The following is a 26353-nucleotide window of genomic DNA, read 5'->3' as shown; positions in this document are numbered from 1 at the left end:
TATGTACATCAATTAGTCGAAAAAATTCTTATTTTGTAGCAGCCTCTTTATCCAAAATCGACTTCGCCAACTGCGGTACAAAACCAACGATGGCCAGCCAGGAAACAAACAACAAGCCAGTGCGCAGAGCGGCAAAACACAGCACAAACACCAACATCTGCGGCAAGCTGTCTAACTGAATAATGCCCGCAGCTTGCACCAATAAATAGGCGGCATAGCCGGCGACAAAGGTGATGGGAAACATCAGCCACCAGATTTTCTGTAATTGTTTGGGCATAGAGTCTTTCGTTGTGCTTAAAATTAGTCCAAACATCATACAAGAAATTAATTCACAGCAGCATCACCTTGACTGACTTTGTTCTGCAATTGCACATAATCCGCACCATGCAAGGCCGTTAATATCATGTCGCCATTTGGCGCCACGCGAAATGCGCCGTATTTTGCTTTCGCGTAGCTATCAGCTTGCCCTTCCTCGAAGAAATAAGCGTTGGTACCAAACTTAACTTGGTTGTTCCGAATCCTATAGCGCATTAATACCTGATTGCTCTGCACTTTCTCACTCACTTGCGCAATCTTTTGAAAATGCCCAACGCCATGTTCATCCACATTCAGCAGCAAATGCCCATCGGTGGGAACATCAGACTTTTGCTCCACCATAAAACCTCTACGCCAATTCAAATTCACGTTTGGAAAGGCATCCGTCGCGACTTGAAAGCGCAAGGCCATATAATCACCTTGCATCAATGAACGTGGATCGACGGGTGCCAATTCCAATAATACGATGCGCCCTTCTGTCAGTAATTTTTCGCGTGCAAAAATAGTCCAGTTCACCGCTGACAAAATCAACAGGCCGACAATGAATGCAAAGATACTTCGACGCTGGCTAAATGAGTTCACCACTGAGTTCGTCACTGAGTTCGTCACTGAATTAGGCATGATTGAACTCCTTCGTATCAGGCGTTGTGGAAATCGGGAAACGATGATTTAAAATCCAGCGCACGACCAGCAATAACAAAGCCAAACTTGCCAACACAATCGACTTGTACAACAGACTGACTTGCAACTGATAATAGTAATGCGAAAGAAAACTTAGGAGCGACAACAAGCCCAATCCCAGTAAAAGTTTTTCGCCAAAACTATACGCGATCAAAATCAATAAGAGTGCATGACTCAAACCTGGTGCCACATAGCCAAAACCACAAAGGATCATGGTACCTGACACTGCGAGCAATGCTGGTAAAGAAGACCACCGCACACCCTCGCGCCGCAACACCAACATCGTGGTCGACAGCAGAGCCAAATTCACCAGCGTGCCAGCCAAGCGCCAACCATGTTTAAACCACCATGCATCAGCATTTTGGAGCATCAGCAAAGAGAACAATCGACTGCCCTCAGTCGTCAGCAAAGTCAGTGCCAGAGCAAATCCTATCGGGCGCCAGACCTCGGGCTGGCGCAAGCGGCGTGGCGACCACCACAACGCCGTCAACAAAATCGCTACAATGCCCGATGTGAAGCCAAACATCCCGAGTTCTTGAAACAAAAAGTAAGCAGCATACACGGTACTCACCGTGCTTAAAAACCGGTGTATAAAGTTCGGCATCATCGCCACCAACAAGATTTCAAACAGCAAGATTGCAGCAAAGATCGCCGCATGATTTTGTGGATTTTTCTGGAACAAAGAAAACACCACAAAACCTTGCCCCGCCATGCTCAATGCCAGCGCTAATTGCAAAACAAAATCGTTATTGGAACCCAGACGAAAAATCACATACGCCGCAGTGCATAAAGCTAGTCCAATACTTATCCCGGCAATCATACTTTCATGGAAAAAACTGAAACCTATACCAATAAATCCCATCAAAAACAATGCTCCCAACCAACCAGAAAATCCTAACATCACGCGGATATACCAAGCTTGATTAACATTGCTATCCGCCTCAGTCGTTGCTGGCATTTCTCCACTCACCGCATTTACCCGAATCAAGGTTTGCCATAACTCGGCGCATGTGGATGACGGTGTGAAGTTTGTGTCTGGATAAGTGCTCATGATTGCATCTCCTTTGCGATTTTCTTCAACCAGATACCACCGGCTGCGGAGCTGGCGATAATCGTGAGACCGATCAATAAGAATCCTCCAGCGTCACTGTGATGCAGTAATTGTTTTGCCAACATCGCATTGCCTACCACGATCAAACTGAGTATTGCTCCTGCTAGCATATAAAGGTCTTTCAGATGGCGTCGGTATGCCCACATGACAGCCAGCAACCAAACCCCATAACAAAGTACACTAGTTATGCGTGACGACGAATTCCCGCTGAGTCCGGCACTTGAACCATTAAAAATCGCATCTAGTGCCAAGGTGCTGATGACCACACCACTGTAAGTCGCCAATACACGAACAGTCCAACGTGCTTGCAAGTGCTGAACTCCACGCCATGCGGCAAACTCCCACACGATCAGGGCAAGCGTATTCCATCCCAGCAGCACCCACAATTGCGCATTCCAATTAAAGAGAAAGCCGAACAGACCACCAAAAGTTTGAAAGTACAGCACGATTGCCAGATTGATTAATCCCAGCCACAGCAAGTACATCGCTCCTAATTGCGCTAAGAATACCCACGCCGTGGCGGCAAGTGCCCATACCAGAAAGAGCTCATAGGTATCGGCACCGGTCTGGTAAGTCTGTCCTACTAGAGCCAGCAAAGCGCCCAAAAATAAAGTCGCTAACAGCAAACAGGCTTTCCCCGCCAGCGTGCCAAGTCCTAAACGCCAACTACTTAGCAAACTCAATACGATGGCGACTTCCACCAAGCCAAACTTGGCATAACGTCCTAGCGCTTGCCAGTTATACGCCAGAAAAAATATCAGAGAGGCGCCAAGTGCGATGACACCTAGCCATAACAATAACTGGTCAATAAAGCGACGCCATTGCATCGTATCTGGATATACACCACCCAGCTTCAATGCTTCGTGCTCACGACCGGCAGCGATACGCCCCTGCGCCAGCCATTCCATGATTGCTATCTGTTTTCCCATCTCGGCTCCTCATATAAAAACAGCATCGTGCAACAATCATAACATCGCATGTTCACTACTTGTCCAGAGCAATACCTTAAGTCGCAATTTGCAACGCAGACAGGCGCATTTCGCGCAACTTCGGTATGTCAAAGTCACAAGTGTTTTACAGGACGCCCCACAAACAAGGCTTGCAGTATGGGAGATAGGAGTTCAAACTATTGGTTTTGGGGGAAATGCCCCCATTTACGCTAGTGAAGCAGGCAAAAACAGCACAATAATAGCTAAATGCAATCAAATGCCATCTAACAGCGATTGCACGACGCAAGTTATGCACTTGGCCGACATACGGTAAATCTATCTACCGTTCGCTTGCAGAATTCTCACTCAGCTTGCCTTTTTAAGAAGTTTTATCATGCACGAAATCAAACCTGAAGACAGCCTTATTGAATATCCTTGCGACTTCCCTATCAAAGTGATGGGCGTCATGCAAGAATCCTTTGCGCAAACCATCGTCGAAGTGGTGATGATTCACGACCCGACTTTTCATGCAGGCAAATTAGAAATGCGTCCGTCCAGCAAAGGTAATTATCTGGCCTTAACCGTGACCATTCGCGCAATCCATCGCGAGCAACTCGATAACTTATATCGTGATTTATCGGCTCACCCTATGGTCAAGATGGTACTGTAAAAACTTCGCCACAATGGTAGCTTCACACACTCTATAAAAGTCGGTGCGAGCGAAAGCTCCCTCGCACCATCAAGAATCCTCTATGCCAGATCTTCAATCCATCGTCGAGAAACAAAAACCAGGCGCACGCTTCGTTATTTCAGCGCCTATGCTGGGATTGGACGCGGTTGCGTTTGATCGTCTTGCACAAACATGGATTGCAGCAGGTGGACCAGGCTTTGTGTTGGATGGTATTCCGTTTCGCAAAGTGGTGGATGGTCAATTTTTCATCCAGCGCGTCACAGTCAAACGCATGGCGGAACAACTATGACTGTATTGGCAACGGAAGCATTGCAGATCACGATCCGGCAACGCGGACAAGAAGATTATCAAACGAGCTTCGCCGCGATGCGCGCCTTCACCGACGCACGCACGGCAGAAACGCCAGATGAACTCTGGATCGTTGAACATCCGCCGGTCTTCACCTTGGGTTTAGGTGCGGATCAATCGCATGTGCTGGCACCGCATGACATTCCTGTGATCCAAACTGATCGCGGTGGCGAGGTAACTTTTCACGGTCCTGGCCAAGTGGTGATTTATCTCTTGATCGATCTCAAACGTCGTCACACTAAGGGGCGATTATTCGCTCGGGAATTCGTACATCAAATCGAACAAGCGGTGATCGACACCTTAGAAGCGTATAATATCATTGGTGAACGAATTGCCGGCGCGCCTGGAATTTACCTCAAAGAAGGCAAATGGCAAGGCGCAAAAATTGCCGCGTTGGGATTAAAAGTACGCGCCAATGGACGCACCTATCACGGCGTATCACTGAATGTCGCAATGGATTTACAGCCGTTTTCTTGGATTAATCCTTGTGGCTACGAAGGGCTTGCCACCGTAGATATGCAAACCCTGCAAGTACAAGTGCCACTGGTACAGGTACAAACCGCCTTGGCACAACGTTTACAACACTTATTGACTGTCGCCTAATTGAGCTACTAACTTGGCTATAAACTAAGCTACTAAACAAGCTATTAACTGAGCATTGAACTAAGCTATGACTACCGAAAACACTCCACTCGCAGCAGACAACAGCAACTACGACCCAACCGAAAAACAAAAGGGTGCGAGTAAGACTTCCCGTATTCCTATCAAAATCGTGCCTGCCGAGCGTTTGCCTAAACCCGATTGGATACGCGTCAAAGCAGGTTCACCAACGACACGTTTCTACGAAATCAAAGACATTCTGCGCGCAAACAAATTAGTCACGGTTTGCGAAGAAGCAAGTTGCCCGAATATCGGCGAATGCTTCGGCAAAGGTACAGCGACTTTCATGATCATGGGTGACAAATGCACACGTCGTTGTCCGTTCTGTGATGTCGGTCATGGCCGCCCAGATCCGCTCGATGTCAACGAGCCTTTAAATCTGGCAAAAACTATTGCCGAATTGCGCTTAAGTTATGTCGTCATCACTTCAGTTGATCGCGATGACTTGCGCGATGGTGGCGCAGCTCACTTTGCCGAGTGCATCACCAAAATCCGCGAACTGTCACCAATGACACGCATCGAAATTCTGACGCCAGATTTCCGTGGTCGTATGGATAGAGCTCTAGAAATTCTGAACATGGCACCACCCGACGTGATGAATCACAATCTAGAAACAGCGCCGCGTTTATACAAAGAAGCACGTCCAGGTTCCGACTATGAATACTCGCTGAATTTATTAAAACGCTTCAAAGAAAAACATCCACATGTTCCAACCAAATCCGGCATCATGGTTGGCTTAGGTGAAACCGACGAAGAAATCCTGCAAGTCATGCGCGATATGCGTGCACACAATGTCGACATGCTGACCATCGGTCAATACTTAGCCCCAAGCGGTCATCACTTACCAGTACGCCGTTATGTGCATCCTGACGTGTTCAAAATGTTCGAAGCAGAAGCCTACAAAATGGGCTTTGCGCATGCAGCAGTTGGTGCAATGGTACGCTCTTCTTACCATGCTGATCAGCAGGCGCATGGGGTGGGGACAGATGTAAAATAATAGTCTAAGACTACACAGTCAAAACGGCATACGGTTAATAACCCTATGCCGTTTTTGTTTGCAAGCGCTCGATACATTTCACGATCATTCCATCGCCAGATCGATATTATTTGCGCAAAGCGCAATCAATGACGCAAATCTTGATGCAATACTTTTCTTCTGGTTTTAAAAGCAACCGTAGTTGCTCTTTTAGTTCCTCAGCGCTACGTGGTTTTTCACCATAAGGCGATGCAGGTATATCTTTTCCGCCAAACCAAAAAACCAAATAAATTCCATGTCCATCAGTACCGGGGTCACATACATACTGTGGGAGAAGTTGCTTATGGATAGCAGTCCATAAGTTGGCATGATTGTCTTTCTTGATTTCAATCGGAATATTGAAGCCATTCGTACCACCAAATGAAACTCGAATATCTGCGCGCTTATCTTCAGCGTAATAACCTTCCTTTATAGCCTCAATACTAAACGCGCCGAGATGTATTTTAAGGTCTGACAAAAGAGTATCTCGACAATCATTCTCGGGCTTTGACACACTCAACTTTTTATTACTTCCGTCGTGACTCCAATATTGCCTGTAATCATTAGTATTACCATTTCGAATATTTTTAGCGATATCAGACAAATGTTCAAAAACAAATGCCGTAAGATCCGCCGCGTTCGCTGGCTGAAGATTAGCAAGTGTATGACTGACCGCTACACTATCGACCGGACGGAAATGAATCTTGCGTCGTGCAATACGCTGAGAATGTAATGCACCTTGTAATCTGACATACCAGGCTGACAGAGCTGGCAATGTCAGTAAGCGCTCAAGCTCTTTGTTTGCCAATTCGTTCATTCTGCTCTCCAGCGTGCTTATCATTGAACGCACTAAATCAGCGGTATTCATAGCTGGACTGACGGTAAATGACCCCGTAATTCGCTCTGGCGAACAATCGGGAGCAAACAGTTCAATCAAGAGCGCTAATGTCGTTTCAGGCAAATTTGTGAGCTTAGGTATTCCACGTTCAAATGAATGAAAGAAGCTTGCCAGATAATCTTTTCGAACCTGATTTATCCCTAAGTATTGAATTAAATCTGTTTGATACTCATCTGGTGCAACTAGCAGACCGCACGCCAGCCAATAAACACGTTGTGCGACATCTAAACTTTTCAATGCCAATTTTTGCGTAATCACTGGCATCAAAATTCTCGGTTCCAAATAACGCAGAGCACCTTTCATGATGGGATCAAGCGCGTTCGACAATTGTTTTTTATCCAACCGAAATGGCAGTTTCTGAAGTAAGCTTGGTAATACAATTTTAGCGACATCGGCATAAGTATCGTTATACGCCAATGGATGCAAAGTACTGATATGTTCTTTTTTCGCCCGTAATCTCACCGAAACATAAGCGGTCAACACCTTCGAGACCAATACGGGGCGCTCTTTTAATAAAGCAATAAACCATTCAGGCTCATTACCGTTATTCAAGCAAAATGCCACGAGCTTTAACAAAATATCTTCATTCAATTCAAATAAAGTCGAAGGATCATTTTGATACAAACTATCAATGCGAAGCAAGCAAGGGAAACTCAAAATGTATATTTCTCCCTGCGCTCCTAGATTATTGATTTGTTCGACACTCGGTAGATCATCCCGATAAAGTACATGACCAAAACCTTCATAAACAGCATTGAACAATGTCGTATCGCCATCCAAAAAATCTAACATACGTTCCTGTAAATTTTCATCGTTCTTGTCACGCAATGCTCTTGTATGCGCCTGTGCCAAATCACACAAAATTTTCGGCGATGCGCTACCGTCACGAATGGATTCAATATGATTTCTGAAGTAACTTGTTCGCAGATTTTTATTTTTTTGCCTTTCTAGTTTATTTTCTCTATCGAAAATAGCTTGTTCGTGCCGCCAGTCGCTAATGGAACAGGTAATAAATGGCTCCAACCAAGGACGAAATTGAGGATACTCGCTCATCCAGGAGTCAAGGAACTCCAGAGCTACGGGAGTCAAATCTGATTGCCCGCCCTCAAGTATTAATCTTTGTACTGTCTGCACAAAATAATAGTGTGCGACTTCGCTCAGGTCTGCCGTTGCGGCCTTATCTAAGTACCAGATCCCAATATCGTCAGGAGGTATTGCACCATAAACTCGACTCAAGCAACGATAAAACAACTTCTCTTTAGCAGCCTGTAAGGCAATGCTATATTCAATCATGGTCTTGTAACGATTAGGTCGCGCAATGAACCATCTAGCAATACGATCTGTTGATGCTTGCTCAACCTTTGGTCGCTCGTACTTGTCCAATCCAATACTTAACCAATCATAAAGTCGTTCGTTGGTAAGATCATCGCCATACACTTCCAACCCTTGCGCAAGTAATCCCAAAGTGAATCTATCAAACGGATGAGTGTTCAAAATCTCTCTAAGCCCAGATTCTCTTAGCACTAACTGATCAAGAAGAAGAGGTAAGTCATCATCAGGTGTTAAACCCAGAAGTTTTCCAGTCCAAAACCATTCATAAGTTCCAAGCAAGTCTTTATTCTTCTGTAGATGCAGGTAATCAAATACTTTTGATGGCGATATTGCGTGCGGATAAAGCATTTCTAAAAGCATACCGATTATTTCGTCATCACCATCTATAACTACATTAGCCTGAATATCCTCAGCCAATTTTTGAAGTTGAGAAAAATCGTCTTCACTAACATGCTTTAATGCTTGCAGTGCCTTGCTCCGTATTCTCAACCAACAACTAGAATCTCGTACCAGACTATCTAATGCGTCAGTCATCACCAACATTCGTTCCCCATACTGGATCGCATCCAAAACACAGTCTAAAAGTGCCTGACTCGCGTCATCACGTAATGATGAACTTAATATTTTCTTGAATATTGGTTCCATATCCCTAGTAGCTAGCGCACCAAATGGTGACGCTGACCAATCCTCAGAACGAAACCACGTATAACGAAGTGCTTCCTTATACATACTATTTAAAACATACTGTTTATCTTCTGGCGAAAAATGCTTCACATCGCCATAGAGCACAATACCCAAAGGATCGGAATCTATCAAACGCGTTCGTGCGTTCAAGCAGTGTACCGATAACCAAGCAGACAAACCGCGTAGGTCAGTCACAATACCGCCATCATAGCCGGCCATTAACGCAAGCACGCGGCCTATCGGCAACATGTATTTTTCGATATTCTGGGCAAGATATCGTGCGCCTAGGAATTCCGTCACACTACGGTGGATAACAGCCCGGCAATGATCGCCATCGCCCTGAAATAGTTTCGTTTGAAGCGTGGCGTTAATAGCACTGAGAGATATATGTGTTGGTAAGGAAAGGCTTTTTAAGTCTATATGTTGCTGGCTAATGGCATCATCATCTTGAGCGAACCCAGCAGATCCTGATAACAATTGAATAGCACAAAGATAGCCCGCGGCATCAAGAAGTGCAGCGTCGGCTATAGCTTTTTGGCGTTTTGCCTGCCTATGCTCAGAATTAGATTCACGTACCAACTGTTTGCAAGCCATTTCGTAGACATCCTTACGACTTTGCGGCCACGCTTCACTTCCGACTGCTTCTACTAACAAATTAAGTGTTTGCGGATTACGCAACAAATCGGTTAGTCCGTAATGTTCAGCTTGTTCAATAAATCTAGCTGCATCAATACCATCCTTTCGATCTAAGATTTCAGCAATATCTATATCGTTAAGCGGATTAAGATGTAATGCGACAATTGTTTGATTCGACGACACGCACATTAGAGACTCAAGATCATTGACACCTAGCCAATCAGCTTCTCGGCACGATAGGCGGACGCGCGGATTCCCAAGTTGCTCAAGACAAACTCTTATTTGATCGAGCGGTGTTCTACTATCGCCACCAGCGCGCATTTCATCTAGTCCATCAATAAATAAAAGTCTACTTTTATATTTTTCATTATTTAAACTAACGAAATCACGTGCCCTGACATAAACGCCACCTGATTCTCGCGCTTCTTGCTTCAGGGCTTCTGTCTTACCAGCGCCTGGGTCACCCAGCAACACATAAGCAACTAAATCGCGATATTCCTTTAAACTGCGACGAATTCGCTCTTGTTGATTCGGAATAATTTGCGTGCAGGTTCGCTCAACAAGAAAAGGAAAATTTATGCTATCCAAACCAGTGCTCCGCAAATTCATTAAAGTTAATTTCAAACATTTTTTAGTGACTTTACTGCAAATGTAACGACATTTGCAGTAAAACATCGTGAAACCACATTGTCGATTCGAAAACATTTTTTGGGAATTTCCAAGCTATCCTAAGTTATATATGAACGAATGTGTCACCAGGAGAGCATGGAAACATGATGGCATGAAATAGGTTGACGCTTTGCTTGCGCATGGAGGAGAGGTAAGAGACCGTCAACGCTTGAACTCGGAGGCCGTACTGCGCTGGCGCACGCATATGCTTTGGAAAACTACCGCCACCTCTTTGTCCCAAACGTGACAGAGTTTGCACAGCACTTGATGCTCAGTGACGCAGGTGCGCGGTTCTGGAATGTCAAAAATTTGATGCCGATTTTTTCCAACGACTTCATTGTCAGAGATAGGTGCAACACAATGTGGGCAATCCGTGAGATCGCGAACGAGCACTGAGTCAAGCCTGTCAATTTATCTGAGCGTGCCACCTTCATGTCCCTTCTAACCGCTAGTTGAGCACTTTATATAAACTTACTTATTTCAAAAATCTGCCCCCGTACTTATGCTTTCGCTTCTTTTGTAAATGTATGAGTGTCAGATACGCCTTCAACTTTGCATGTCTTCCTGATTTCACGTTAGTTGTAAATCAACGACGTTCAATTGCTTTACAAATGATATCACTATAACTAAAATGCAATCATTGATATGAAATTTAAAGGATGAAGGCAATGGCATCCGTCACTGTCAGAAACTTACCCGATGAAACGCACCGTGCCTTGCGTGTGCGTGCTGCTACGCATGGCCGCAGTACCGAAGCTGAAATTCGGGCAATTCTTGAAAATGCAGTCCACCCAGAAGGACGGATTAAGCTCGGCACCCTGCTGGCCGAGATTGGTCGCGAAGTGGGCGGCATCGACCTTGAGATTGAACGTGATAAAACACCGACTGAACCAATGAGTTTTGAATGATACTGCTCGATACCAACGTCATTTCTGAACCATTGCGAGCGGCAGGTGACGCAAACGTGCTTGCCTGGATTGACGCACAGATCATAGAAACGCTATACCTCTCGACAATTAGCCTTGCGGAACTACGCTTTGGCATCGCTGCACTACCAGATGGCAAACGCAGAGATACGCTTCATTTCAGTCTAGAGCAACGTGTCTTGCCCTTGTTCGCAGGGCGTATCCTGTCGTTTGATGATCCTGCATCACAGTCGTATGCCACATTGCGCGCCCGTGCACGTGTCGCTGGACAGGCGATTGCCCCCGCAGATGGCTATATCGCTGCTATCGCTACGACGCATAATTTTGCAGTAGCTACTCGTGACACATCGCCTTTTGAAGCTGCTGGCTTGACGGTCATCAACCCTTGGAACTTACAAGCACGTTGACGCTCTTGTGAAATTCAAATAATTTTCCCCTACATCATGCGCGCGATTGGGCACTGGCCTGAATATACTGATTTGCAGACAATCCTGATCACCCTAACTTCTGAGCAAGTCACGTCAAAACAAACAATTTGTCTCATTTACTCCTGATCTTTCACAACAGATGTAAATAACAGTCTAGGTCTAAATCATCAAAACAGCATAAGGGACTAAAACCCTATGCTGTTTCTATTTTACAAATGCATATCTTAGCAAACATTGCCATCGTGCAAGTTATTGTTTTTTAAAGATATTCTAAAGTTTTCTATCATTCTAGCCGTTAGAGCATGATCGCTCATTTTCTCGCAATACTGATCATGTTACCGCTGCAACTCACTCGTATCTTTGATTATCGACAACCTGCTGCTGAACAGCAGAGGGGCGATACGCTGCGTGTTGAGCAAGAGCTTACTGATCAAAATACCATTGCTTCAACAGAAATCCCGGAAGAGCGCCGGAAGCAACCTGATCGCAGAACTACCGAGCGACGAGAGAAACAGCAAGCCACCTACCTCAATACGCGCAAAACACAAGGCAGACGACACTCTGCGGGACGTCGCCTAAGTGATGCGGCGACAGAGTATCGACCGATTTCACTCAAAGGATGACGACACTTTTACATGTAAAGATGTTGTCGCTTTTTTCAAAAAGCGTTCCCATTTAGAAATCGTTCACAGTTGACTGACACTAGTTCTCACTCTGACTCCTACAATGTTCTGATTGAAGACTGTCGCAGAATTGTCATCGCCAGACGAATCACTTCAGCCAAGTCACCTATACCCAGTTTACGCAGCGAGGCTAGCGTGAACTTAATTATGCGAGCGTGGCATAAGCGTCGTACTAACAGGCACAGAATCTGCTTTCGCCTATGGTAAATAGACTTTGATAAAAATTCGGGAGAACCAACATGACACTTGTGCAGATTTTAAATATCTTTTCCAGTCATCCATCCTTGTCCAGCACGATCTCGAATCACGCGTTAGTTGAAGCATCAGGGCAAGCTCAACAAGTAGAAACATGGCCCGAAATTGATAGACGAGCAAACCCTGAGCGACGTCAACAAGAACGACGAATATTAAATTGCCAGCCGTATATTGACACTAGAAAAAATCGCGGTCGAAGGCGTAGTTTGGGGCGACGGGTTAGCGATCAAATACCCGCATGACTCTCTCGTGCCCAATCGCACGCGCTGTCTACATAGCTAGATACGACTTGCAAGTGATCACATTCACTCCTAAGATCGATCCCGCTGTCATAGGTTTACAAGGAATATCTCTGAACAAGCATATGTATTTCTTTCTACTTAATTGATGCACTCATACAAGCGACTAATACCTATCGCGCCACTCGTTCATAGCCCTCACATCTTCGATCACTATGGCCAATCAAAAGTCATCATTCGCCATACAAAAAATGCCACTCAAGCACTGCCTGAGTGGCATTTATCTAATAATCTACAAAGGTTCACGAAACATTTACGTCATCGCAACCAAATGTCGTATTACCACAGCATGCAATCTGGAATGCATGTAATGCGATTATCATCACATTCTGCTTTCGGTGTACCAGAAGCCAAGCAGGACTTGTACTCCGCAGCACACTTAGCTTTGCAATAGGCGTAGCTTGGACCTGCTGCGTATGCCATAGATGTTCCCATACCCAAGGCTAACAAAAATAAAGCGATTTTCTTTTTCATTCTAAGTCTCCAATTTGAACTATCAATTTTTACGGCAGCGAAATAACTACTAGCAATGAATGAATGTCGCTGTGGCATTACTCATCGTGAAATCAATCTTGCGATTACAAAAAATTGGGGAGGCCCCTCATCGCTTTGTTTTTGGCAATTTGAGTGCGGCAACGGCAGCTTCAATCTGCGCCTGATTAAAACCTTCAATACGTCGATTGCCGATGATGATCAAGGGAACACCTTCACCACCCAATTTAAGAAACTCCTGCCTAGCCTTATCAAGCTTGTCAATATCAAAATCTTCAAATTGAATTCTTTGGGTGGTGAGTAAGTCTCGTGTTTTGATACAGAATGGACAATTTTGCGTGCCATACACCAGGACTTTTATATCTGGATTCGGAAAATACTGTGCATAATCACCTTCGGTATAAGGTGATTTGAGCCACCTAGGCAAATTAATAATGGCATAACCAATCAACAAACCAGCCACCATTACTAATACGTAAGAAAATAAAATTTTGACTTTACTGAAAAACATATGCCCTCAACATTTATTTTTAACACTTAGTTTCAACGCGAAAAAAGATATCCAAAGATCATATCAATTTAAAATTGATAACTTAGCTTGAATTTTTTAATTATTTTTTTAGTTGCTTTAATGAGAAATTCTATTGATTAGAAATTGAAAAATATGCAGACTACTGCCCCCTCATATCGAGATGCCGCCATCCACGCCTTTATCTTTCAAACTAATCATTAACCGGTCTGTGCCGTTTTGTACGCAGATTTTTTGCTAAGTGGGCAATCAATTGGTAGGATGGAGCCTGTGTGGCATTTCGACGCTAATTCCCGCTTTTTTGGACTTTTGACGGTTTTCAAAGCAATATTTATGTTGTTGTACAAAACAACAACTTATTGATTAAACACCGCCGTTCAATACACACAACTTTTCCACTATTTATCTTCTTACATTTACTGATCTGCAATATGCAAAATAGCCTGACCCGCAAACCTATAGAAATAAAAATATCCACGGTTGTGGCAGTTGCTGTCATCTTGAACGAAGCGGCCTTAGATCGACTTGAAATTGCCTTGAAAGAAATGACGGGTGGCGCAGCCGATTTCTTTGATGATGAATTTGCCATCATCGATATCGAAAGTATCGCCAACGAGGCAATAGACTGGTCTGGCATCATCAGTTTGTTCAAGTCATGTGGACTGAATGCAGTTGCGGTGCGCAACGCCCACGACGATCAACATTCTGCGATTCGTGCCCACGGTTTGAGTATCGATATCGTTAGCAAAGCAAAACCAGAAATCCCAAAAGAATTAGCAGCCCAAGCGCCAACGCCTGCAGTAGAAGTGCGGACCGAAACGGTCGCTGCGGCGCAAAATGCGATGCCAGCCGCCATTGAACACATTCCCGCAATGTTGATCGATACGCCAGTGCGTGCCGGTCAGCGCATTTATGCGCGGGGCTGCGATTTAATTATTACCGCCTCAGTCAATAACGGTGCCGAAGTGATTGCCGATGGCAGCATTCATATCTATGCGCCTTTACGCGGTCGTGCTTTAGCGGGTGCGCGCGGCAATACCGAAGCAAGAATTTTCACAACAGCCATGGAAGCTGAATTGGTTTCCATTGCTGGCATTTACCAGACTTTTGACGGTGGTTTTCCAAAACTGACACCAAATCAACCAGTACAAATCAAGTTGGTTGGCGACAGTATTGAAGTATCATCACTAAAATCTGCTTAATCTACCTAAGCTGCTTAATTTGCGTTTATATTTAGTTCAACAAAGGAGTACCCTGTGGCAAGAATCATCGTTGTAACATCCGGTAAAGGCGGTGTAGGCAAGACTACTTCAAGCGCGAGCTTCGCTTCTGGTCTGGCGCTGCGTGGGCATAAAACTGCCGTGCTCGATTTCGACGTCGGCCTGCGTAATCTGGATTTGATCATGGGGTGCGAACGCCGTGTAGTCTACGACCTGGTGAATGTCATCAGTGGCGAGGCGAGTTTGAATCAAGCACTGATCAAAGACAAGCATTGCGATAATCTGTTTATCTTGCCAGCATCGCAAACCCGCGATAAAGACGCGTTGACCGAAGAAGGTGTAGAGCGCGTATTGAATGATTTGATCAAAATGGATTTCGAATACATCGTATGCGATTCACCAGCCGGTATCGAGCGCGGTGCCGTCATGGCATTGACCTTTGCGGATGAAGCGATCGTAGTAACGAACCCAGAAGTCTCTTCAGTACGTGATTCGGATCGTATCCTCGGCATCATTCAGGCAAAATCCAAACGCGCGCAAGCTGGCGGCGAACCAGTAAAAGAGCATTTATTAATTACCCGCTATTCACCAAAACGTGTAGAAGCGGGCGAAATGTTGTCATACACCGACGTCCAAGAAATTCTGCGGATTCCTTTGATCGGTGTGATCCCAGAATCAGAAACCGTCTTGCATGCATCGAATCACGGCAATCCAGCGATTCATGTCAAAGGCAGTGATGTATCCGAAGCTTACGGTGATGTTGTGTCCCGCTTTTTAGGTGAACAAATCCCGTTACGCTTTGTCGAATATGAAAAGCCAGGTTTGCTGCAACGTATTTTCGGAGGTAAGTAAGATGGCTTTGCTTTCTTTTTTGTTTAAGTCACAGCCCAAAAGCGCCAGTGCAGCCAAGGAACGTCTACAGATTATCATTGCGCGCGAACGTAATGGCGGTCGTGAAGGTTATGATTTTTTACCAGCGTTGCGAGAAGAGTTAATTGCAGTGATTTCTAAATACACGAAGGTCAATCCTGATGACATTAAAGTGTCACTGGACAAACAAGGTAATTTAGAAGTTCTCGATGTGAATGTGATTTTGCCTGACGCAGATTCACGAATTTAGAAAAATGGCAGCGACGGTGAGAGAGTGGTGGAAACATTGCCGTCTTTCATTGCCTTCTCTCATTGCCGTTTCTCATTGTCGTCTATAACTGCAGACATTTAAAGCGGTCACTCAAGTTTTTTTCTTTTTATTCGTAAACAAGATTTTTTACCCAAAACAATATGCGAATTGCCATACTGGACGATGACCAAAATTTACTCGATCTCACCGTAGCGACCTTAACGGATGCAGGTCATGTTTGCCATCCGTTTTCTAGCGGCAAAGCGATGCTGCATCAATTACATCGCGAAAGTTTTGATCTCTTAATTTTAGACTGGCAAGTGCCAGACTTGAGTGGTACTGAAATTTTGCACTGGGTGAGGGAAAAACTCTCGACCACTCTACCCGTCTTGTTCATGACCAGCCGCTCTGGTGAGGATGATATCGTTGCAGGCTTGGCCGCAGGGGCGGATGATTACATGATTAAGCCGATTCGTCGTGCTGAATTAATTGCCCGGGTTAACGCCTTGCTACGACGTGCCTACCCTAACCAATCTGCCAACGAAGTCATCACTTTTGGTCATTACGAGTTTGATGTGCGCGCCAGCCGCGCCAAACTGCAAGGCAATGGCATTGAATTGACTCAAAAAGAATTCGACTTGGCCTTAATTCTGTTCCAAAATTTAGGCAGGCCTTTATCCCGCGCTTACATTTTAGAAGCAGTCTGGTCACGCGATATCGAGATTCCATCGCGCACTATGGATACCCATATTTCACGCGTGCGCAGCAAGCTCGACCTGCGACCCGAAAATGGTTATCGGCTAGCGCCCGTGTATAGCTATGGCTATCGCTTAGAACAAATCTCGAAAGAGTAAAACCTGTACATAAATAAAAAGAGTGAAGTCTGACTTCACTCTTTTTAGTTTTAGTTGCCCACTTTATTACATCAAGATGCTCAACGAAAGCAATCTTAGTAAAGTGAGTCGCAAACAATCATATTCAGACGGAGAATGACATGTACCACCGTATTCGATTTAACCCCAAAGCAAAATTCCTAGGTATCGCATTTTCAATGACCTGTGCTTTGCTCTTAACATCCAACAGCCAGGCGGAAAAAATCAAGGGAACTCCAGGCACGGTTAAAATCGAAACGGCAGGTATTACCTACTTTGCCCTGGAACGCGATACGCTGACCACCATCGCCAAGCGCTTTACTGCAACACCCAACAATTGGGAAGCCTTGGGTAAATTAAATCAAGTACGCAATGACCGTGCAATTCCTATCGGCTCTGGCATCTTGATTCCTGCCGAATTGTTGATAGAAGAAGCGAGTCAAGCCAGCGTGGTGGCATTAGCAGGCAATGTCAAAGAAATCTCTGGCAAAGGTGCAGAATCACGTCTGGCGGTCGGCAGCGTTGTACTTGAAGGTAGTCAGATCAGTACGGATAAAAACAGTTTTGTGACACTTGCCTTGCCAGACGATTCGCGCATCTCTGTGCCATCAAATAGTCAGGTGAATTTAGCGAAATTGCGTATGACGCAATTTATTAAAAGTCCGCGCACCTTAATCAAATTAATCCAAGGTAGGGTTGAATCCAAAGTCACACCGTTGACGAATAACAAAGGTCGCTTCGAAGTCAGCTCACCATTGGCAATCGCAGGTGTGCGCGGCACCCACTTTCGGGTTGGGGTCAACGACAATGGTATTGGGAATGAAGTGTTAGAGGGTGGAGTCGCTGTCGGCAGTCAAGCGAAACCACAGGCACTGGTTCTGCCAGCCGGAAAAGGTAACGTGGTCAGTAGCACGGGCGTGGGCAAGCCAGTTGATTTGTTAGCGGCGCCGATATTGACCGAAGGTTTTCAATTACAAGAACGTCCGGTATTACAATTTGCAATACAGGCTGTGCCAGGCGCAGTGTCTTATCATGCGCAAATTTCTAAAGACCCTGAAAACCAAAATATCATCGCAGAAGGCGTCGATAAAGATCTGCGCTTCAAGTTTGAAGGCTTAGACGATGGACAGTATTTTATTCGCGTCACAGCGATAGATCAAAACCACTTAGAAGGCATTCCGAGTACGCAGGCTTTTGTTTTAAAAGCCCGTCCAGAACCACCTTTTCCCTTAAGTCCCAAACATAAAGTACGCACGGAAAGCGTGAACTTTACGTGGACACAATCGAGTGAAGCGAAAACCTATCGTTTGCAAGTGGCGAGTGATGCACTATTTAAGCAAATCAATCTCGATCAAGCGAATATCAGTGCGACAGAATTAAGCACTGACAAACTCACGCTAGGAAAATACTTCTGGCGAGTCGCTTCTGTGATCGAAAAAAATGGCAGTGTAGATCAGGGGCCTTTTTCACCAGTACAAAGTTTTCAATTACTCGCACCACAAGCGATGAATGAAGTACAGGACAATGGCCAAAATGCGATGGATTTTGGTTGGCCGGCGGAGCCAGGACAAAGTTTCTTGGTACAGATTTCACAAGATGCTGATTTCAAAAAACTGTATTTGAGTAAAGACTTAGAACAAGCGAGTTTAAGTATTCCTCGCCCGGAAGCTGGCGTCTATTTTATTCGGGTACGTGCAACCGATGCAGATCGATTTATTGGCAACTTCTCCAAGCCGCAAAAGTTTGAAATTCAATTGCGCTGGACGACTAGTGGAGGTGAGCCACTGGAATCGGCGAGTGGTGCAGTGCGCCCGCAAAAACAATAAGCCTCATTTGTTATCGGTTACAAATAGTCATTTGCAGACTAGACTCAAACTAAGCTCAAACTACAATTCAATCTCAGGCGCATGTTCAAACTTCTTCAACACAATCGGGGTGCGTCACGGGCAAGTCGCAAAGCTAAGCCAGGCAGATCTATTGCCTTGCATGAGTGGTTGATACTCAGCCTGTTTTTATTGACATTAACTAGCGCTCTGGTTTTTTTTGATGGTCTAAAACGACTCGATCAAACGGCCTACGATCAACTGCTACGCAATCAAAGCGTACCAGCCCGCGACGATATTCTGATCGTCGCGATTGATGATTTTAGCCTTGCGGAATTGGGAAAATGGCCGTGGCCACGCGCACGACACGCAGAGTTAATTCGCCAAATTAGTGCGGCAAAACCACGTGCCATTGGGATCGACATCGTATTTGCTGAACCAGAATCTTCTGCATTGCAAACTGCAGCGAATGCCGAAACAAATGTCGAACAAAATGGCAACAAAAATGGCGATCAATTGCTGGCGCAAGCACTTGCCACTGCAAACAATGTGGTGCTTCCCTTGGTGTCTATCAGCGCGGGAAAAGGTTTGCAAGCTGTTCAACCGATTCCGGCATTAACGCAAGCGGCGGCGGGTTTGGGTCACATCCATATTGAACTCGATGATGATGGCGTAGCGCGTAGTGTCTTTTTGCGTGAGGGCACGCAGGGACTATGGTGGCCGCACTTTTCCATGGCCTTATATGATATTGGAAAAAATCAGGATAAAGCTGCAAGCAATTCACGCAAGCTGCCTGCAACCACTACCAACCCGCAACTAACCAATACTCAGGCAGGCATTTGGCATCGTGATTTTCAAATGCATATTCCCTACTACGGTAGTAGCGGACATTTCAGTTCTGTTCCCTATGTATCGGTGTTGCGAGGCGAAGTTCCTGAGGAATTTTTTCGCGACAAATATGTTTTGGTCGGTACGACTGCGCAAGGCATGGCAGATGCATTCCCGACGCCTGTGACGTCAAACGAAGGCGCATTATCTGGCATAGAAATCAATGCCAATATTCTCGCTAGCCTTTTAGATGGACGCTCCATTATCAAAGCACAGGCGTGGCAAACGCTAAGCATCAGCGCTGCCCTGATCGTACTCGCCCTGCTCGGCTTTCTGTTTCTCTCACCACGAGCGGCTTTATTCACCGTAGTCGGCTTCATTGTTGCATTACTTATTACCAGTATTACTCTACTTAAATTCGGATTTTGGTTGCCGCCTGCCAGCGCCGTATTAGTATTGATCGTGGCCTATCCCTTATGGAGTTGGCGTCGACTAGAAGCGGCCATTGCTTTTTTGGGTGAAGAATTTTTACTACTAGATCAAGAACCGCATTTACTTCCCGAATTCAACCCCGACCTGACGCTACCGAATGGCGCTCAGACCCCAGTAAAACGAGCGATTCAAGACAAACTGGAGCGTCATCTTTCCGCGATGCATGCGGCGGCACGCCGGGTGCGCGACTTACGTCAATTTGTAACCGATAGTTTGACCAGTTTGCCCGATGCCACCATGGTCACGACCACAGATGGCAATGTGGTACTCACCAATCCTGCTGCTATTGATTATTTCAAAAGCATAGGCATGCCGCATGTAATTGATACCTTAGTGCCCTATCTGTTTTCCAATATGAGCCACCCGCACACCATGATTGCGAATGAGCGTGAAAACTTTAGCTGGTGGCATATTCTCGATTTAAATCAAAGCGATATTCTGATGAAAGGCGTAGAAGTTGTCGATCCCAAAAATCGCGATTTGCTGATCAAAAGCGCGCCGTGCTACTCGGGTCAAAAAGTCTTAATCGGTTGGATTATCAGCATCCTCGATATCTCAGAAATTCGTCAGGCCGAACGTCGCCGTGATGAGACCTTGCATTTCATTTCGCACGATATGCGTGCACCACAAGCATCCATTTTGGCCTTGATCGAGCTCCAGAAAAATCCAAAAACCGCGATAGAACATGAAGAATTTTTGAATCGCATAGAAAAAGCATCCAACACAACGCTGGGTCTGGCTGATAATTTTGTGCAATTGGCGCATGCCGAATCGAATGAATATCGCTATTCCCATCTCGACTTCCAGGACATCTTAATTGATGCCACCGAAGAAATGTGGATGCTAGCCAAAGCGAAGCGCATACGTATCGTCACCGAAATCCCCGAGGGCGAATATCCGGTAAGAGTCGATCGTAGCTTGATGACGCGCGTATTAACTAATCTACTCTCAAATGCGATCAAATACAGTCCCAGTGACACCATCGTCACCTGCACATTGGCTTTCGAAACCAAAAGTCTCAACGACAGCATCGTTTGCACTATACAAGATCAAGGCTATGGCATCGCGCGTTCAGATCAAAGTCGTTTGTTTCAACGCTTTCAACGTTTAGGACATGGCAAGGCTGCAGAACATATCAAAAACGATGGTATAGGACTGGGTATGGTGTTTGTCAAAACGGTCATAGATCGCCATTTTGCCCATATCAGTTTTACTAGTGTGCCGAGTGAAGGCACGTGTTTTACCATCAGCATTCCAGCCAGCAATATGTAATTAGCAATTGATTTTGCGCAAGAAGCCTAGCCCAGCCGTGAACTGCAAGGCGAGTCGCGTTATAATGACGCCCTCAAACCTCAATATCTTATGCAATTACTCGCCGTCGGCCTCAATCACACGACCGCCCCTGTCTCTTTACGAGAAAAGGTGGCCTTCTCTCCTGAGCAAATTTCTCAGGCGGTGGTGGGCGCGCGCGCCTGGTTTGCGCGCAATGGTTCGCAACTCGCATCTGAGACAGCCGTGCTTTCGACCTGTAACCGGACCGAATTGTATGCAGTTGCCGATGTGGATAATCCTATCGATATGACTGCGCACTTCTTGGCAGACTTTCATAAGCTGCCGTATGCGGATTTGCGCCATCATCTATACACGCTGCCACAAGACAATGCGGTGCGTCACGCTTTCCGCGTGGCTTCTGGTTTAGATTCTATGGTCTTGGGCGAACCACAGATTCTCGGGCAAATGAAAGAAGCAGTGCGTCAGGCAGATGAAGCTGGCGGACTTGGTACCTATTTGCATCAATTATTTCAACGCACGTTTGCGGTCGCGAAAGAAGTCCGTAGCACGACCGAGATCGGTGCGCATAGCGTTTCTATGGCGGCGGCGGCGGTACGATTGTCACAGCGTATTTTTGATAAGATCGCCGATCAAAACGTCCTCTTCATCGGCGCTGGCGAAATGATAGAACTGTGCGCAACGCACTTCGCCGCACAAAATCCCAAAAATATTACAATTGCGAATCGCACCTTAGAACGCGGCGAAATATTGGCTAACCGTTTTGGTGGCAAAGCGATCAGGTTGGCGGAATTGCCGAACTGCCTGCACGAATTTGACATCATTATTTCTTGCACTGCGTCCTCGCTTCCGATTATCGGTTTAGGTTTAGTAGAGCGCGCAGTGAAAGCCCGTAAGCATCATCCTATCTTCATGGTCGATCTGGCCGTGCCACGTGATATCGAATCTGAAGTGGCTAAACTCGATGACGTATTCTTGTACACGGTAGATGACCTCGCCAGCGTGGTACAAAGCGGCTTAGAAAACCGTCACGCTGCAGTAGCGCAGGCCGAAGCGATTATCGAAACCCGCGTGCAATCCTTCATGCATTGGGTGGATGGTCGTCATGTTGTTCCTGTCATTCAAGACTTGCACGAAAGCAGCGAGCAAGTGCGTCAACATGAATTAGAACGCGCACGCAAAATGTTGGCGCGTGGCGATGATATTGAAGCAGTACTCGAGGCCTTATCTAAAGGCATCACAGCCAAATTCCTGCACGGCCCGCAACAGGCTTTGCATCAAGCCCACGGCGAAGAACGTGCACATCTGGTACGTCTGTTGCCACAGTTATTCCGCACTAAGCGTTAGCTACGCTAATCCTATTTTCACGCATTTACCTAGCATCACGCTTTGCACCGCTTTGGTGGCGATCGTAGCCAGAGCCGAATTTCTATTTAAATATCAGATTATGAATTTGAAAACCCCTCAACGCCGAGGCGCCGAGACACCGAGGAAAAACGGAGTAAAAACTCTGCGCATCTCTGCGCCTCGGCGTTGAAGGGTTTTAAGATTTTCACTTTTCGTAAAGAACATCATGAAACCATCCATGCTACATAAACTCGATCAACTCTCCGAACGCTTGGTCGAGGTTGGTCAACTGTTGGTACAAGAAGGTGTTACCAATGATATGGACACCTATCGCAAACTCAATCGCGAACATGCTGAACTTGAGCCTTTAGTCGCGCTGTATCACAACTATCAACAAGCCCAGAGTGATATCGTCGAAGCGCAAGAGATGTTGACCGATCCTGATATGAAGGACTTCGCACAAGAAGAAATTCAAACCGCCAAAGACCGAATCGAAGCCTTGCAACGCGAACTGCAAACCATGTTGCTGCCAAAAGATCCTAACGACGAAAGAAATATTCTGCTAGAGATACGCGCCGGTACAGGTGGTGATGAAGCCGGTTTGTTTGCTGGCGATTTGCTGCGTATGTACACACGCTTTGCAGAACGTAATCGCTGGCAAGTGGAAGTGATGTCTGAATCGCCCTCTGAACTTGGCGGCTATAAAGAGGTCATCATTCGTATCGCTGGCTTTGGTGCATATTCAAAGCTTAAATTTGAATCCGGTGGACATCGTGTACAACGGGTGCCTGCCACAGAAACCCAAGGCCGTATTCACACTTCTGCCTGTACCGTTGCAGTCATGCCTGAAGCGGACGAACTGACTGACGTAGTCATCAATAACGCCGATTTACGCATCGATACTTTCCGCGCTTCCGGTGCGGGTGGTCAGCATATTAATAAAACGGATTCGGCCGTACGTTTAACGCACATTCCCACTGGCATTGTCGTTGAATGTCAGGACGGCCGTAGTCAGCATCAAAATAAAGCGCAAGCGATGCGCGTGTTAGCGACCCGCATCATGGACGGCCAACTGCGCAAAAAACAAGCCGAAGAAGCAGCAACCCGGAAGAGCTTGATCGGCTCCGGTGACCGCAGTGAGCGTATTCGCACCTACAACTATCCACAAGGCCGTATGACCGATCACAGGATTAATCTGACCTTATACAAGCTTGATTTCATTATGGATGGGGATTTGAGCGAACTGACGAATGCTTTGGTGGCGGAACATCAAGCGGAATTACTGGCTAGCTTGGGGGATGATTAAGTCTCACATCACCCAAAATCACTCATCACACACTGAAATATCAATTTTTTTTGAATGTTTGTTGCAACAATGTACATTATTTACAATATTGACAATTCCCTCAAAAAGCCTTAGAAAGAACCTTGAAAATATGAAAATGCGTAAAATTCTCGCCTTAGCTATTACGAGCATAGTACTTAGTGGATGCGCTGCAAATAAAGCCAATTTTAGCTCTATCTCCACAAAAATAACATTGCAAATAAAAGGGCAAGTACTATCAGAACTGCCTTATTCTTTAGACTTAGATGCAAAAGCAACAGGACAATATGAATTTGTCTCAAGTACATCAGACGGCAAAAAAATGTATGGAATATTACCCTTGCATGTAAATGGCACAAAAATGGGCATGAGTATCGCTTTTTTTGCTCCGGCATTAGCAATCGGCGGATTCCGAGATGCTTATGGTTTTTATCAATTCGATCCGGCAAATAATGCGATTCGCTACAAATTGAAAGAAGAAGACGAATGGCGGATGACCCAACCAACAAAACTAGAAAGTGACCGCGCTCGAACAGTGTTAGAGCCTACGCAGTAAATATTTTTTAGCATACAACACCAAATTCGTTATCGTCAGTATTCGTGCAATACTCTCTAGGTAACAGACGTCTATAGATTTATTTTTTTGGCTTTTCTTATGCAACAAAACAGTGTTCATTTTTCGATAGCCAAACATGCGCAGTGGGCACCGGGACGCAACTCCGACCAGGCGTGGCAGGAGTGGTTACTACAACCGTCGGTCATCCGAGAAACCGATGGCGAACCACCTGCGGTAAAGGACATGCCAGCAATGCTGCGTCGCCGAGCCCGGCTATTAGGACGTATGGCATTAGAAGTGGCGTATACCTGCCTTGATGATTTGACCGAAGTTCCGACTATTTTCTGCTCACGTCATGGTGAGGTGATTCACGCCGTTGAACTTATCAAGGAGCAGATTACCGAGGGCGCAATTTCACCTATAGGTTTTAGTTCTGCCGTACACAATGCAACCGCGGGACTATTTTCTATCGCCAACAAAGACCGCAGTAATCATATCGCGATTGCGGCAGGTGTCAGTACAATAGAACACGCTGTCATTGAAGCTTGCAGCCTGATCGGGGAAGGTGCTAAAGCGGTCTTGTTAGTCAATTATGAACAGCCGCTGCCAGCAATTTTTCACACTTTCGAAGATTGCATTGAACAGGCGTATGCTTGGGCCTGGCTGATTGTTCCAGCGGAGGCAGAAAAAGCAAGCTTTAATTTGGAATGGAATCCTGCGCAGAAAAACCTGAATGAAAACTTTACGACAGAACAAAATCAACCGCCAGGCTTAGAAATTTTGCGTTTTTACTTAAATAAACAAAATAGCTTAGAACGCGTCACTAGGAATCACCATTGGATCTGGTCATACAATAATGCTCCCACTTAAAGTACTGCAATTGCTAGGTCGCACATGGCGACTGTTGGCAACAGGATTCAGTTTTAGCGCATTTGGCCTAGGTGGCATGCTCTTATGGTTATTGGTGTTTCCTTGCCTGCATATGTTGATCTGGCAGCGCACAAGACGGATACATTTTGCACGCGCAATCATCCGTTATAGCTTTCGGAGTTTTATCGGTTTAATGAATTTCTTGGGTGTTTTGCGTTATCAAATCATTGGCGAAAAAAAACTGGCACGGCAAGGATTATTATTGCTGGCGAATCACCCCAGCTTGATTGATACGGTTTTTTTAATGGCATTTGTGAAAAATGCCGACTGCATTGTCAAAAACGGTTTATGGAATAACCCATTTACGCGTGGCCCGGTGCGAGCCGCAGCGTATATCAATAATGAACAAGGCACTGAATTATTGGACGCGTGCATCAACTCTCTCAAAGAAGGGAATAATTTAATCATTTTTCCCGAAGGAACCAGAACACCTGCAAATGGCAATATACAACTTAAACGAGGTGCTGCGAATATCGCGATCAGAGGTTTGCAAAACTTGACGCCCATTATCATTCATTGCGAACCAAAAACCTTAGGCAAAGGCGTGCCATGGTGGAAAATTCCGGAGCGGCAAGTACAATTTATCATTGAAGTAAAAGACGACATTCTGATTCAAAGTTTCACAACGACAGGCGATTCTGAAGTGATGGCAGCGCGACATTTAACAGAATTCTTACAACACTATTTCATACAGGAAAAAGCACATCATGCTTGAACAAGAAGTTAAAGAATTAATCATTAATGTTTTGCAACTTGAAGACATAACACCAGCCGACATCGACAGTGCCGCACCACTTTTTGTCGATGGCTTGGGTTTAGATTCCATTGATGCATTGGAATTAGGGGTTGCGCTTCAAAAACGTTACGGCATTACACTCTCTGCCGATGCTGAAGACACTCGCCAACACTTTTCCTCAGTGAGCGCACTGGTGAAATTAATTCAAACACAAAGAAAGAAGTAAAGGAACAC

Annotated in this window: 26 protein-coding genes; 19 read left to right on the top strand and 7 right to left on the bottom strand. The window is 45.5% G+C overall.

Going from position 1 to position 26353, the window contains the following annotated elements; all coding sequences use genetic code 11:
* Positions 1-28: 28 nt before the first annotated feature.
* Genes H8K55_RS11110 through H8K55_RS11095 form a run of 4 tightly spaced genes read right to left on the bottom strand, consistent with a single transcriptional unit; the run spans position 29 to position 3036 of the window.
* Positions 29-277 (bottom strand): hypothetical protein, encoded by a 249-nt coding sequence (locus tag H8K55_RS11110; RefSeq protein WP_186942167.1) that lies wholly within the window; start codon positions 275-277, stop codon positions 29-31.
* A 47-nt stretch (positions 278-324) separates the two neighbouring features.
* On the bottom strand, positions 325-936 hold the full coding sequence (locus H8K55_RS11105; RefSeq protein WP_186942166.1) for a GDYXXLXY domain-containing protein: 612 nt from the start codon (positions 934-936) through the stop codon (positions 325-327).
* Positions 929-2047: a DUF4401 domain-containing protein gene (locus H8K55_RS11100; RefSeq protein ID WP_186942165.1), complete on the bottom strand. Its 1119-nt coding sequence runs from the start codon at positions 2045-2047 to the stop codon at positions 929-931. Before H8K55_RS11100 ends, H8K55_RS11105 begins: the two co-directional genes overlap by 8 nt.
* Positions 2044-3036 carry a DUF2157 domain-containing protein gene (locus tag H8K55_RS11095; RefSeq protein ID WP_186942164.1) on the bottom strand — a complete coding sequence of 331 codons (993 nt, stop codon included), beginning with the start codon at positions 3034-3036 and terminating at the stop codon, positions 2044-2046. The genes H8K55_RS11100 and H8K55_RS11095 overlap by 4 nt, the downstream gene beginning before the upstream one ends.
* Before the next feature lie 394 nt (positions 3037-3430).
* Here H8K55_RS11095 and H8K55_RS11090 point away from each other — a divergent pair, with 394 nt between their 5' ends.
* From H8K55_RS11090 to lipA, 4 genes are all read left to right on the top strand, one after another.
* Entirely contained in the window at positions 3431-3706 is a 276-nt protein-coding gene (locus tag H8K55_RS11090) for an HP0495 family protein (protein WP_186942163.1), read from the top strand.
* 82 nt (positions 3707-3788) lie between these two features.
* A complete protein-coding gene (locus tag H8K55_RS11085; RefSeq protein ID WP_186942162.1) occupies positions 3789-4016 on the top strand; it encodes a hypothetical protein in 228 nt (75 codons plus the stop codon).
* A complete protein-coding gene (gene lipB, locus H8K55_RS11080) occupies positions 4013-4678 on the top strand; it encodes a lipoyl(octanoyl) transferase LipB (protein ID WP_186942161.1) in 666 nt (221 codons plus the stop codon). Before H8K55_RS11085 ends, lipB begins: the two co-directional genes overlap by 4 nt.
* Positions 4679-4745: 67 nt before the next feature.
* The gene (lipA, locus tag H8K55_RS11075; protein WP_186942160.1) at positions 4746-5732 is read left to right on the top strand and encodes a lipoyl synthase; all 987 of its coding nucleotides are present in this window, start codon (positions 4746-4748) and stop codon (positions 5730-5732) included.
* Between the two features lie 106 nt (positions 5733-5838).
* On the opposite strand, the gene H8K55_RS11070 is transcribed toward lipA, so the two are convergent.
* Positions 5839-9888 carry an NACHT domain-containing protein gene (locus H8K55_RS11070; RefSeq protein ID WP_186942159.1) on the bottom strand — a complete coding sequence of 1350 codons (4050 nt, stop codon included), beginning with the start codon at positions 9886-9888 and terminating at the stop codon, positions 5839-5841.
* Between the two features lie 749 nt (positions 9889-10637).
* Between H8K55_RS11070 and H8K55_RS11065 the strand changes: the two genes are divergently transcribed.
* The 3 genes from H8K55_RS11065 (at position 10638) to H8K55_RS11055 (ending at position 11946) form a co-directional block, all read left to right on the top strand.
* The gene (locus H8K55_RS11065) at positions 10638-10877 is read left to right on the top strand and encodes a FitA-like ribbon-helix-helix domain-containing protein (protein ID WP_186942158.1); all 240 of its coding nucleotides are present in this window, start codon (positions 10638-10640) and stop codon (positions 10875-10877) included.
* On the top strand, positions 10874-11302 hold the full coding sequence (locus tag H8K55_RS11060; RefSeq protein WP_186942157.1) for a type II toxin-antitoxin system VapC family toxin: 429 nt from the start codon (positions 10874-10876) through the stop codon (positions 11300-11302). The genes H8K55_RS11065 and H8K55_RS11060 overlap by 4 nt, the downstream gene beginning before the upstream one ends.
* Positions 11303-11625: 323 nt before the next feature.
* Positions 11626-11946, top strand: a complete 321-nt coding sequence (locus H8K55_RS11055) for a hypothetical protein (RefSeq protein ID WP_222612450.1) — start codon at positions 11626-11628, stop codon at positions 11944-11946.
* An 893-nt stretch (positions 11947-12839) separates the two neighbouring features.
* Here the strand turns inward: H8K55_RS11055 and H8K55_RS11050 are convergent.
* Positions 12840-13034, bottom strand: coding sequence for a hypothetical protein (locus H8K55_RS11050; RefSeq protein WP_186942155.1), 195 nt, complete (start codon positions 13032-13034; stop codon positions 12840-12842).
* A gap of 127 nt (positions 13035-13161) precedes the next feature.
* The gene (locus H8K55_RS11045; RefSeq protein ID WP_186942154.1) at positions 13162-13563 is read right to left on the bottom strand and encodes a glutaredoxin family protein; all 402 of its coding nucleotides are present in this window, start codon (positions 13561-13563) and stop codon (positions 13162-13164) included.
* Between the two features lie 449 nt (positions 13564-14012).
* On the opposite strand from H8K55_RS11045, the gene minC reads away from it, so the two are divergent.
* The 12 genes from minC to H8K55_RS10985 all read left to right on the top strand — a co-directional run bounded on the left by minC (position 14013) and on the right by H8K55_RS10985 (position 26345).
* Complete coding sequence (gene minC, locus H8K55_RS11040) at positions 14013-14783, top strand: septum site-determining protein MinC (RefSeq protein WP_186942153.1); 771 nt, start codon at positions 14013-14015, stop codon at positions 14781-14783.
* Positions 14784-14837: 54 nt separating this feature from the next.
* Positions 14838-15653 (top strand): septum site-determining protein MinD, encoded by an 816-nt coding sequence (gene minD / locus H8K55_RS11035; RefSeq protein WP_186942152.1) that lies wholly within the window; start codon positions 14838-14840, stop codon positions 15651-15653.
* Position 15654: 1 nt separating this feature from the next.
* Complete coding sequence (gene minE, locus H8K55_RS11030; RefSeq protein WP_186942151.1) at positions 15655-15921, top strand: cell division topological specificity factor MinE; 267 nt, start codon at positions 15655-15657, stop codon at positions 15919-15921.
* Positions 15922-16082: 161 nt separating this feature from the next.
* Positions 16083-16775 (top strand): response regulator transcription factor, encoded by a 693-nt coding sequence (locus tag H8K55_RS11025; protein WP_186942150.1) that lies wholly within the window; start codon positions 16083-16085, stop codon positions 16773-16775.
* 140 nt (positions 16776-16915) lie between these two features.
* Complete coding sequence (locus tag H8K55_RS11020) at positions 16916-18619, top strand: FecR family protein (protein WP_186942149.1); 1704 nt, start codon at positions 16916-16918, stop codon at positions 18617-18619.
* Between the two features lie 81 nt (positions 18620-18700).
* On the top strand, positions 18701-21208 hold the full coding sequence (locus H8K55_RS11015) for a CHASE2 domain-containing protein (RefSeq protein ID WP_186942148.1): 2508 nt from the start codon (positions 18701-18703) through the stop codon (positions 21206-21208).
* A gap of 90 nt (positions 21209-21298) precedes the next feature.
* Positions 21299-22573: a glutamyl-tRNA reductase gene (gene hemA / locus H8K55_RS11010; RefSeq protein ID WP_186942147.1), complete on the top strand. Its 1275-nt coding sequence runs from the start codon at positions 21299-21301 to the stop codon at positions 22571-22573.
* Between the two features lie 226 nt (positions 22574-22799).
* Entirely contained in the window at positions 22800-23879 is a 1080-nt protein-coding gene (prfA, locus tag H8K55_RS11005) for a peptide chain release factor 1 (RefSeq protein WP_186942146.1), read from the top strand.
* Positions 23880-24015: 136 nt separating this feature from the next.
* On the top strand, positions 24016-24453 hold the full coding sequence (locus tag H8K55_RS11000; RefSeq protein WP_186942145.1) for a putative periplasmic lipoprotein: 438 nt from the start codon (positions 24016-24018) through the stop codon (positions 24451-24453).
* 99 nt (positions 24454-24552) lie between these two features.
* Positions 24553-25323: a beta-ketoacyl synthase chain length factor gene (locus H8K55_RS10995; protein ID WP_186942144.1), complete on the top strand. Its 771-nt coding sequence runs from the start codon at positions 24553-24555 to the stop codon at positions 25321-25323.
* The gene (locus H8K55_RS10990) at positions 25310-26098 is read left to right on the top strand and encodes a lysophospholipid acyltransferase family protein (RefSeq protein WP_186942143.1); all 789 of its coding nucleotides are present in this window, start codon (positions 25310-25312) and stop codon (positions 26096-26098) included. The genes H8K55_RS10995 and H8K55_RS10990 overlap by 14 nt, the downstream gene beginning before the upstream one ends.
* The gene (locus H8K55_RS10985) at positions 26091-26345 is read left to right on the top strand and encodes a phosphopantetheine-binding protein (protein WP_186942142.1); all 255 of its coding nucleotides are present in this window, start codon (positions 26091-26093) and stop codon (positions 26343-26345) included. The genes H8K55_RS10990 and H8K55_RS10985 overlap by 8 nt, the downstream gene beginning before the upstream one ends.
* Positions 26346-26353 lie beyond the last annotated feature (8 nt).

The organism is Affinundibacterium flavidum (genome assembly GCF_014284175.1).
GTDB classification, from domain to species: Bacteria; Pseudomonadota; Gammaproteobacteria; order Burkholderiales; family Burkholderiaceae_D; genus Undibacterium; species Undibacterium flavidum.
Note: the sequence above shows the minus strand (reverse complement) of the source record. Positions and strands in the feature narration are given on the sequence as shown.

Bases quoted from the DNA above. Each gene is read 5' to 3' on its own strand.
- H8K55_RS11085 (WP_186942162.1), top strand. From the start codon at position 3,789: ATGCCAGATCTTCAATCCATCGTCGAGAAACAAAAACCAGGCGCACGC.
- H8K55_RS11090 (WP_186942163.1), top strand. From the start codon at position 3,431: ATGCACGAAATCAAACCTGAAGACAGCCTTATTGAATATCCTTGCGAC.
- minE (WP_186942151.1), top strand. From the start codon at position 15,655: ATGGCTTTGCTTTCTTTTTTGTTTAAGTCACAGCCCAAAAGCGCCAGT.
- hemA (WP_186942147.1), top strand. From the start codon at position 21,299: ATGCAATTACTCGCCGTCGGCCTCAATCACACGACCGCCCCTGTCTCT.
- H8K55_RS11065 (WP_186942158.1), top strand. From the start codon at position 10,638: ATGGCATCCGTCACTGTCAGAAACTTACCCGATGAAACGCACCGTGCC.
- H8K55_RS11095 (WP_186942164.1), bottom strand. From the start codon at position 3,036: ATGGGAAAACAGATAGCAATCATGGAATGGCTGGCGCAGGGGCGTATC.
- H8K55_RS11055 (WP_222612450.1), top strand. From the start codon at position 11,626: ATGATCGCTCATTTTCTCGCAATACTGATCATGTTACCGCTGCAACTC.
- H8K55_RS11110 (WP_186942167.1), bottom strand. From the start codon at position 277: ATGCCCAAACAATTACAGAAAATCTGGTGGCTGATGTTTCCCATCACC.
- H8K55_RS11020 (WP_186942149.1), top strand. From the start codon at position 16,916: ATGTACCACCGTATTCGATTTAACCCCAAAGCAAAATTCCTAGGTATC.
- H8K55_RS11050 (WP_186942155.1), bottom strand. From the start codon at position 13,034: ATGAAAAAGAAAATCGCTTTATTTTTGTTAGCCTTGGGTATGGGAACA.
- H8K55_RS11025 (WP_186942150.1), top strand. From the start codon at position 16,083: ATGCGAATTGCCATACTGGACGATGACCAAAATTTACTCGATCTCACC.
- H8K55_RS10990 (WP_186942143.1), top strand. From the start codon at position 25,310: ATGCTCCCACTTAAAGTACTGCAATTGCTAGGTCGCACATGGCGACTG.
- H8K55_RS11105 (WP_186942166.1), bottom strand. From the start codon at position 936: ATGCCTAATTCAGTGACGAACTCAGTGACGAACTCAGTGGTGAACTCA.
- H8K55_RS10995 (WP_186942144.1), top strand. From the start codon at position 24,553: ATGCAACAAAACAGTGTTCATTTTTCGATAGCCAAACATGCGCAGTGG.
- H8K55_RS11000 (WP_186942145.1), top strand. From the start codon at position 24,016: ATGCGTAAAATTCTCGCCTTAGCTATTACGAGCATAGTACTTAGTGGA.
- H8K55_RS10985 (WP_186942142.1), top strand. From the start codon at position 26,091: ATGCTTGAACAAGAAGTTAAAGAATTAATCATTAATGTTTTGCAACTT.
- prfA (WP_186942146.1), top strand. From the start codon at position 22,800: ATGAAACCATCCATGCTACATAAACTCGATCAACTCTCCGAACGCTTG.
- H8K55_RS11060 (WP_186942157.1), top strand. From the start codon at position 10,874: ATGATACTGCTCGATACCAACGTCATTTCTGAACCATTGCGAGCGGCA.
- lipA (WP_186942160.1), top strand. From the start codon at position 4,746: ATGACTACCGAAAACACTCCACTCGCAGCAGACAACAGCAACTACGAC.
- lipB (WP_186942161.1), top strand. From the start codon at position 4,013: ATGACTGTATTGGCAACGGAAGCATTGCAGATCACGATCCGGCAACGC.
- H8K55_RS11100 (WP_186942165.1), bottom strand. From the start codon at position 2,047: ATGAGCACTTATCCAGACACAAACTTCACACCGTCATCCACATGCGCC.
- H8K55_RS11015 (WP_186942148.1), top strand. From the start codon at position 18,701: ATGTTCAAACTTCTTCAACACAATCGGGGTGCGTCACGGGCAAGTCGC.
- minC (WP_186942153.1), top strand. From the start codon at position 14,013: ATGCAAAATAGCCTGACCCGCAAACCTATAGAAATAAAAATATCCACG.
- H8K55_RS11045 (WP_186942154.1), bottom strand. From the start codon at position 13,563: ATGTTTTTCAGTAAAGTCAAAATTTTATTTTCTTACGTATTAGTAATG.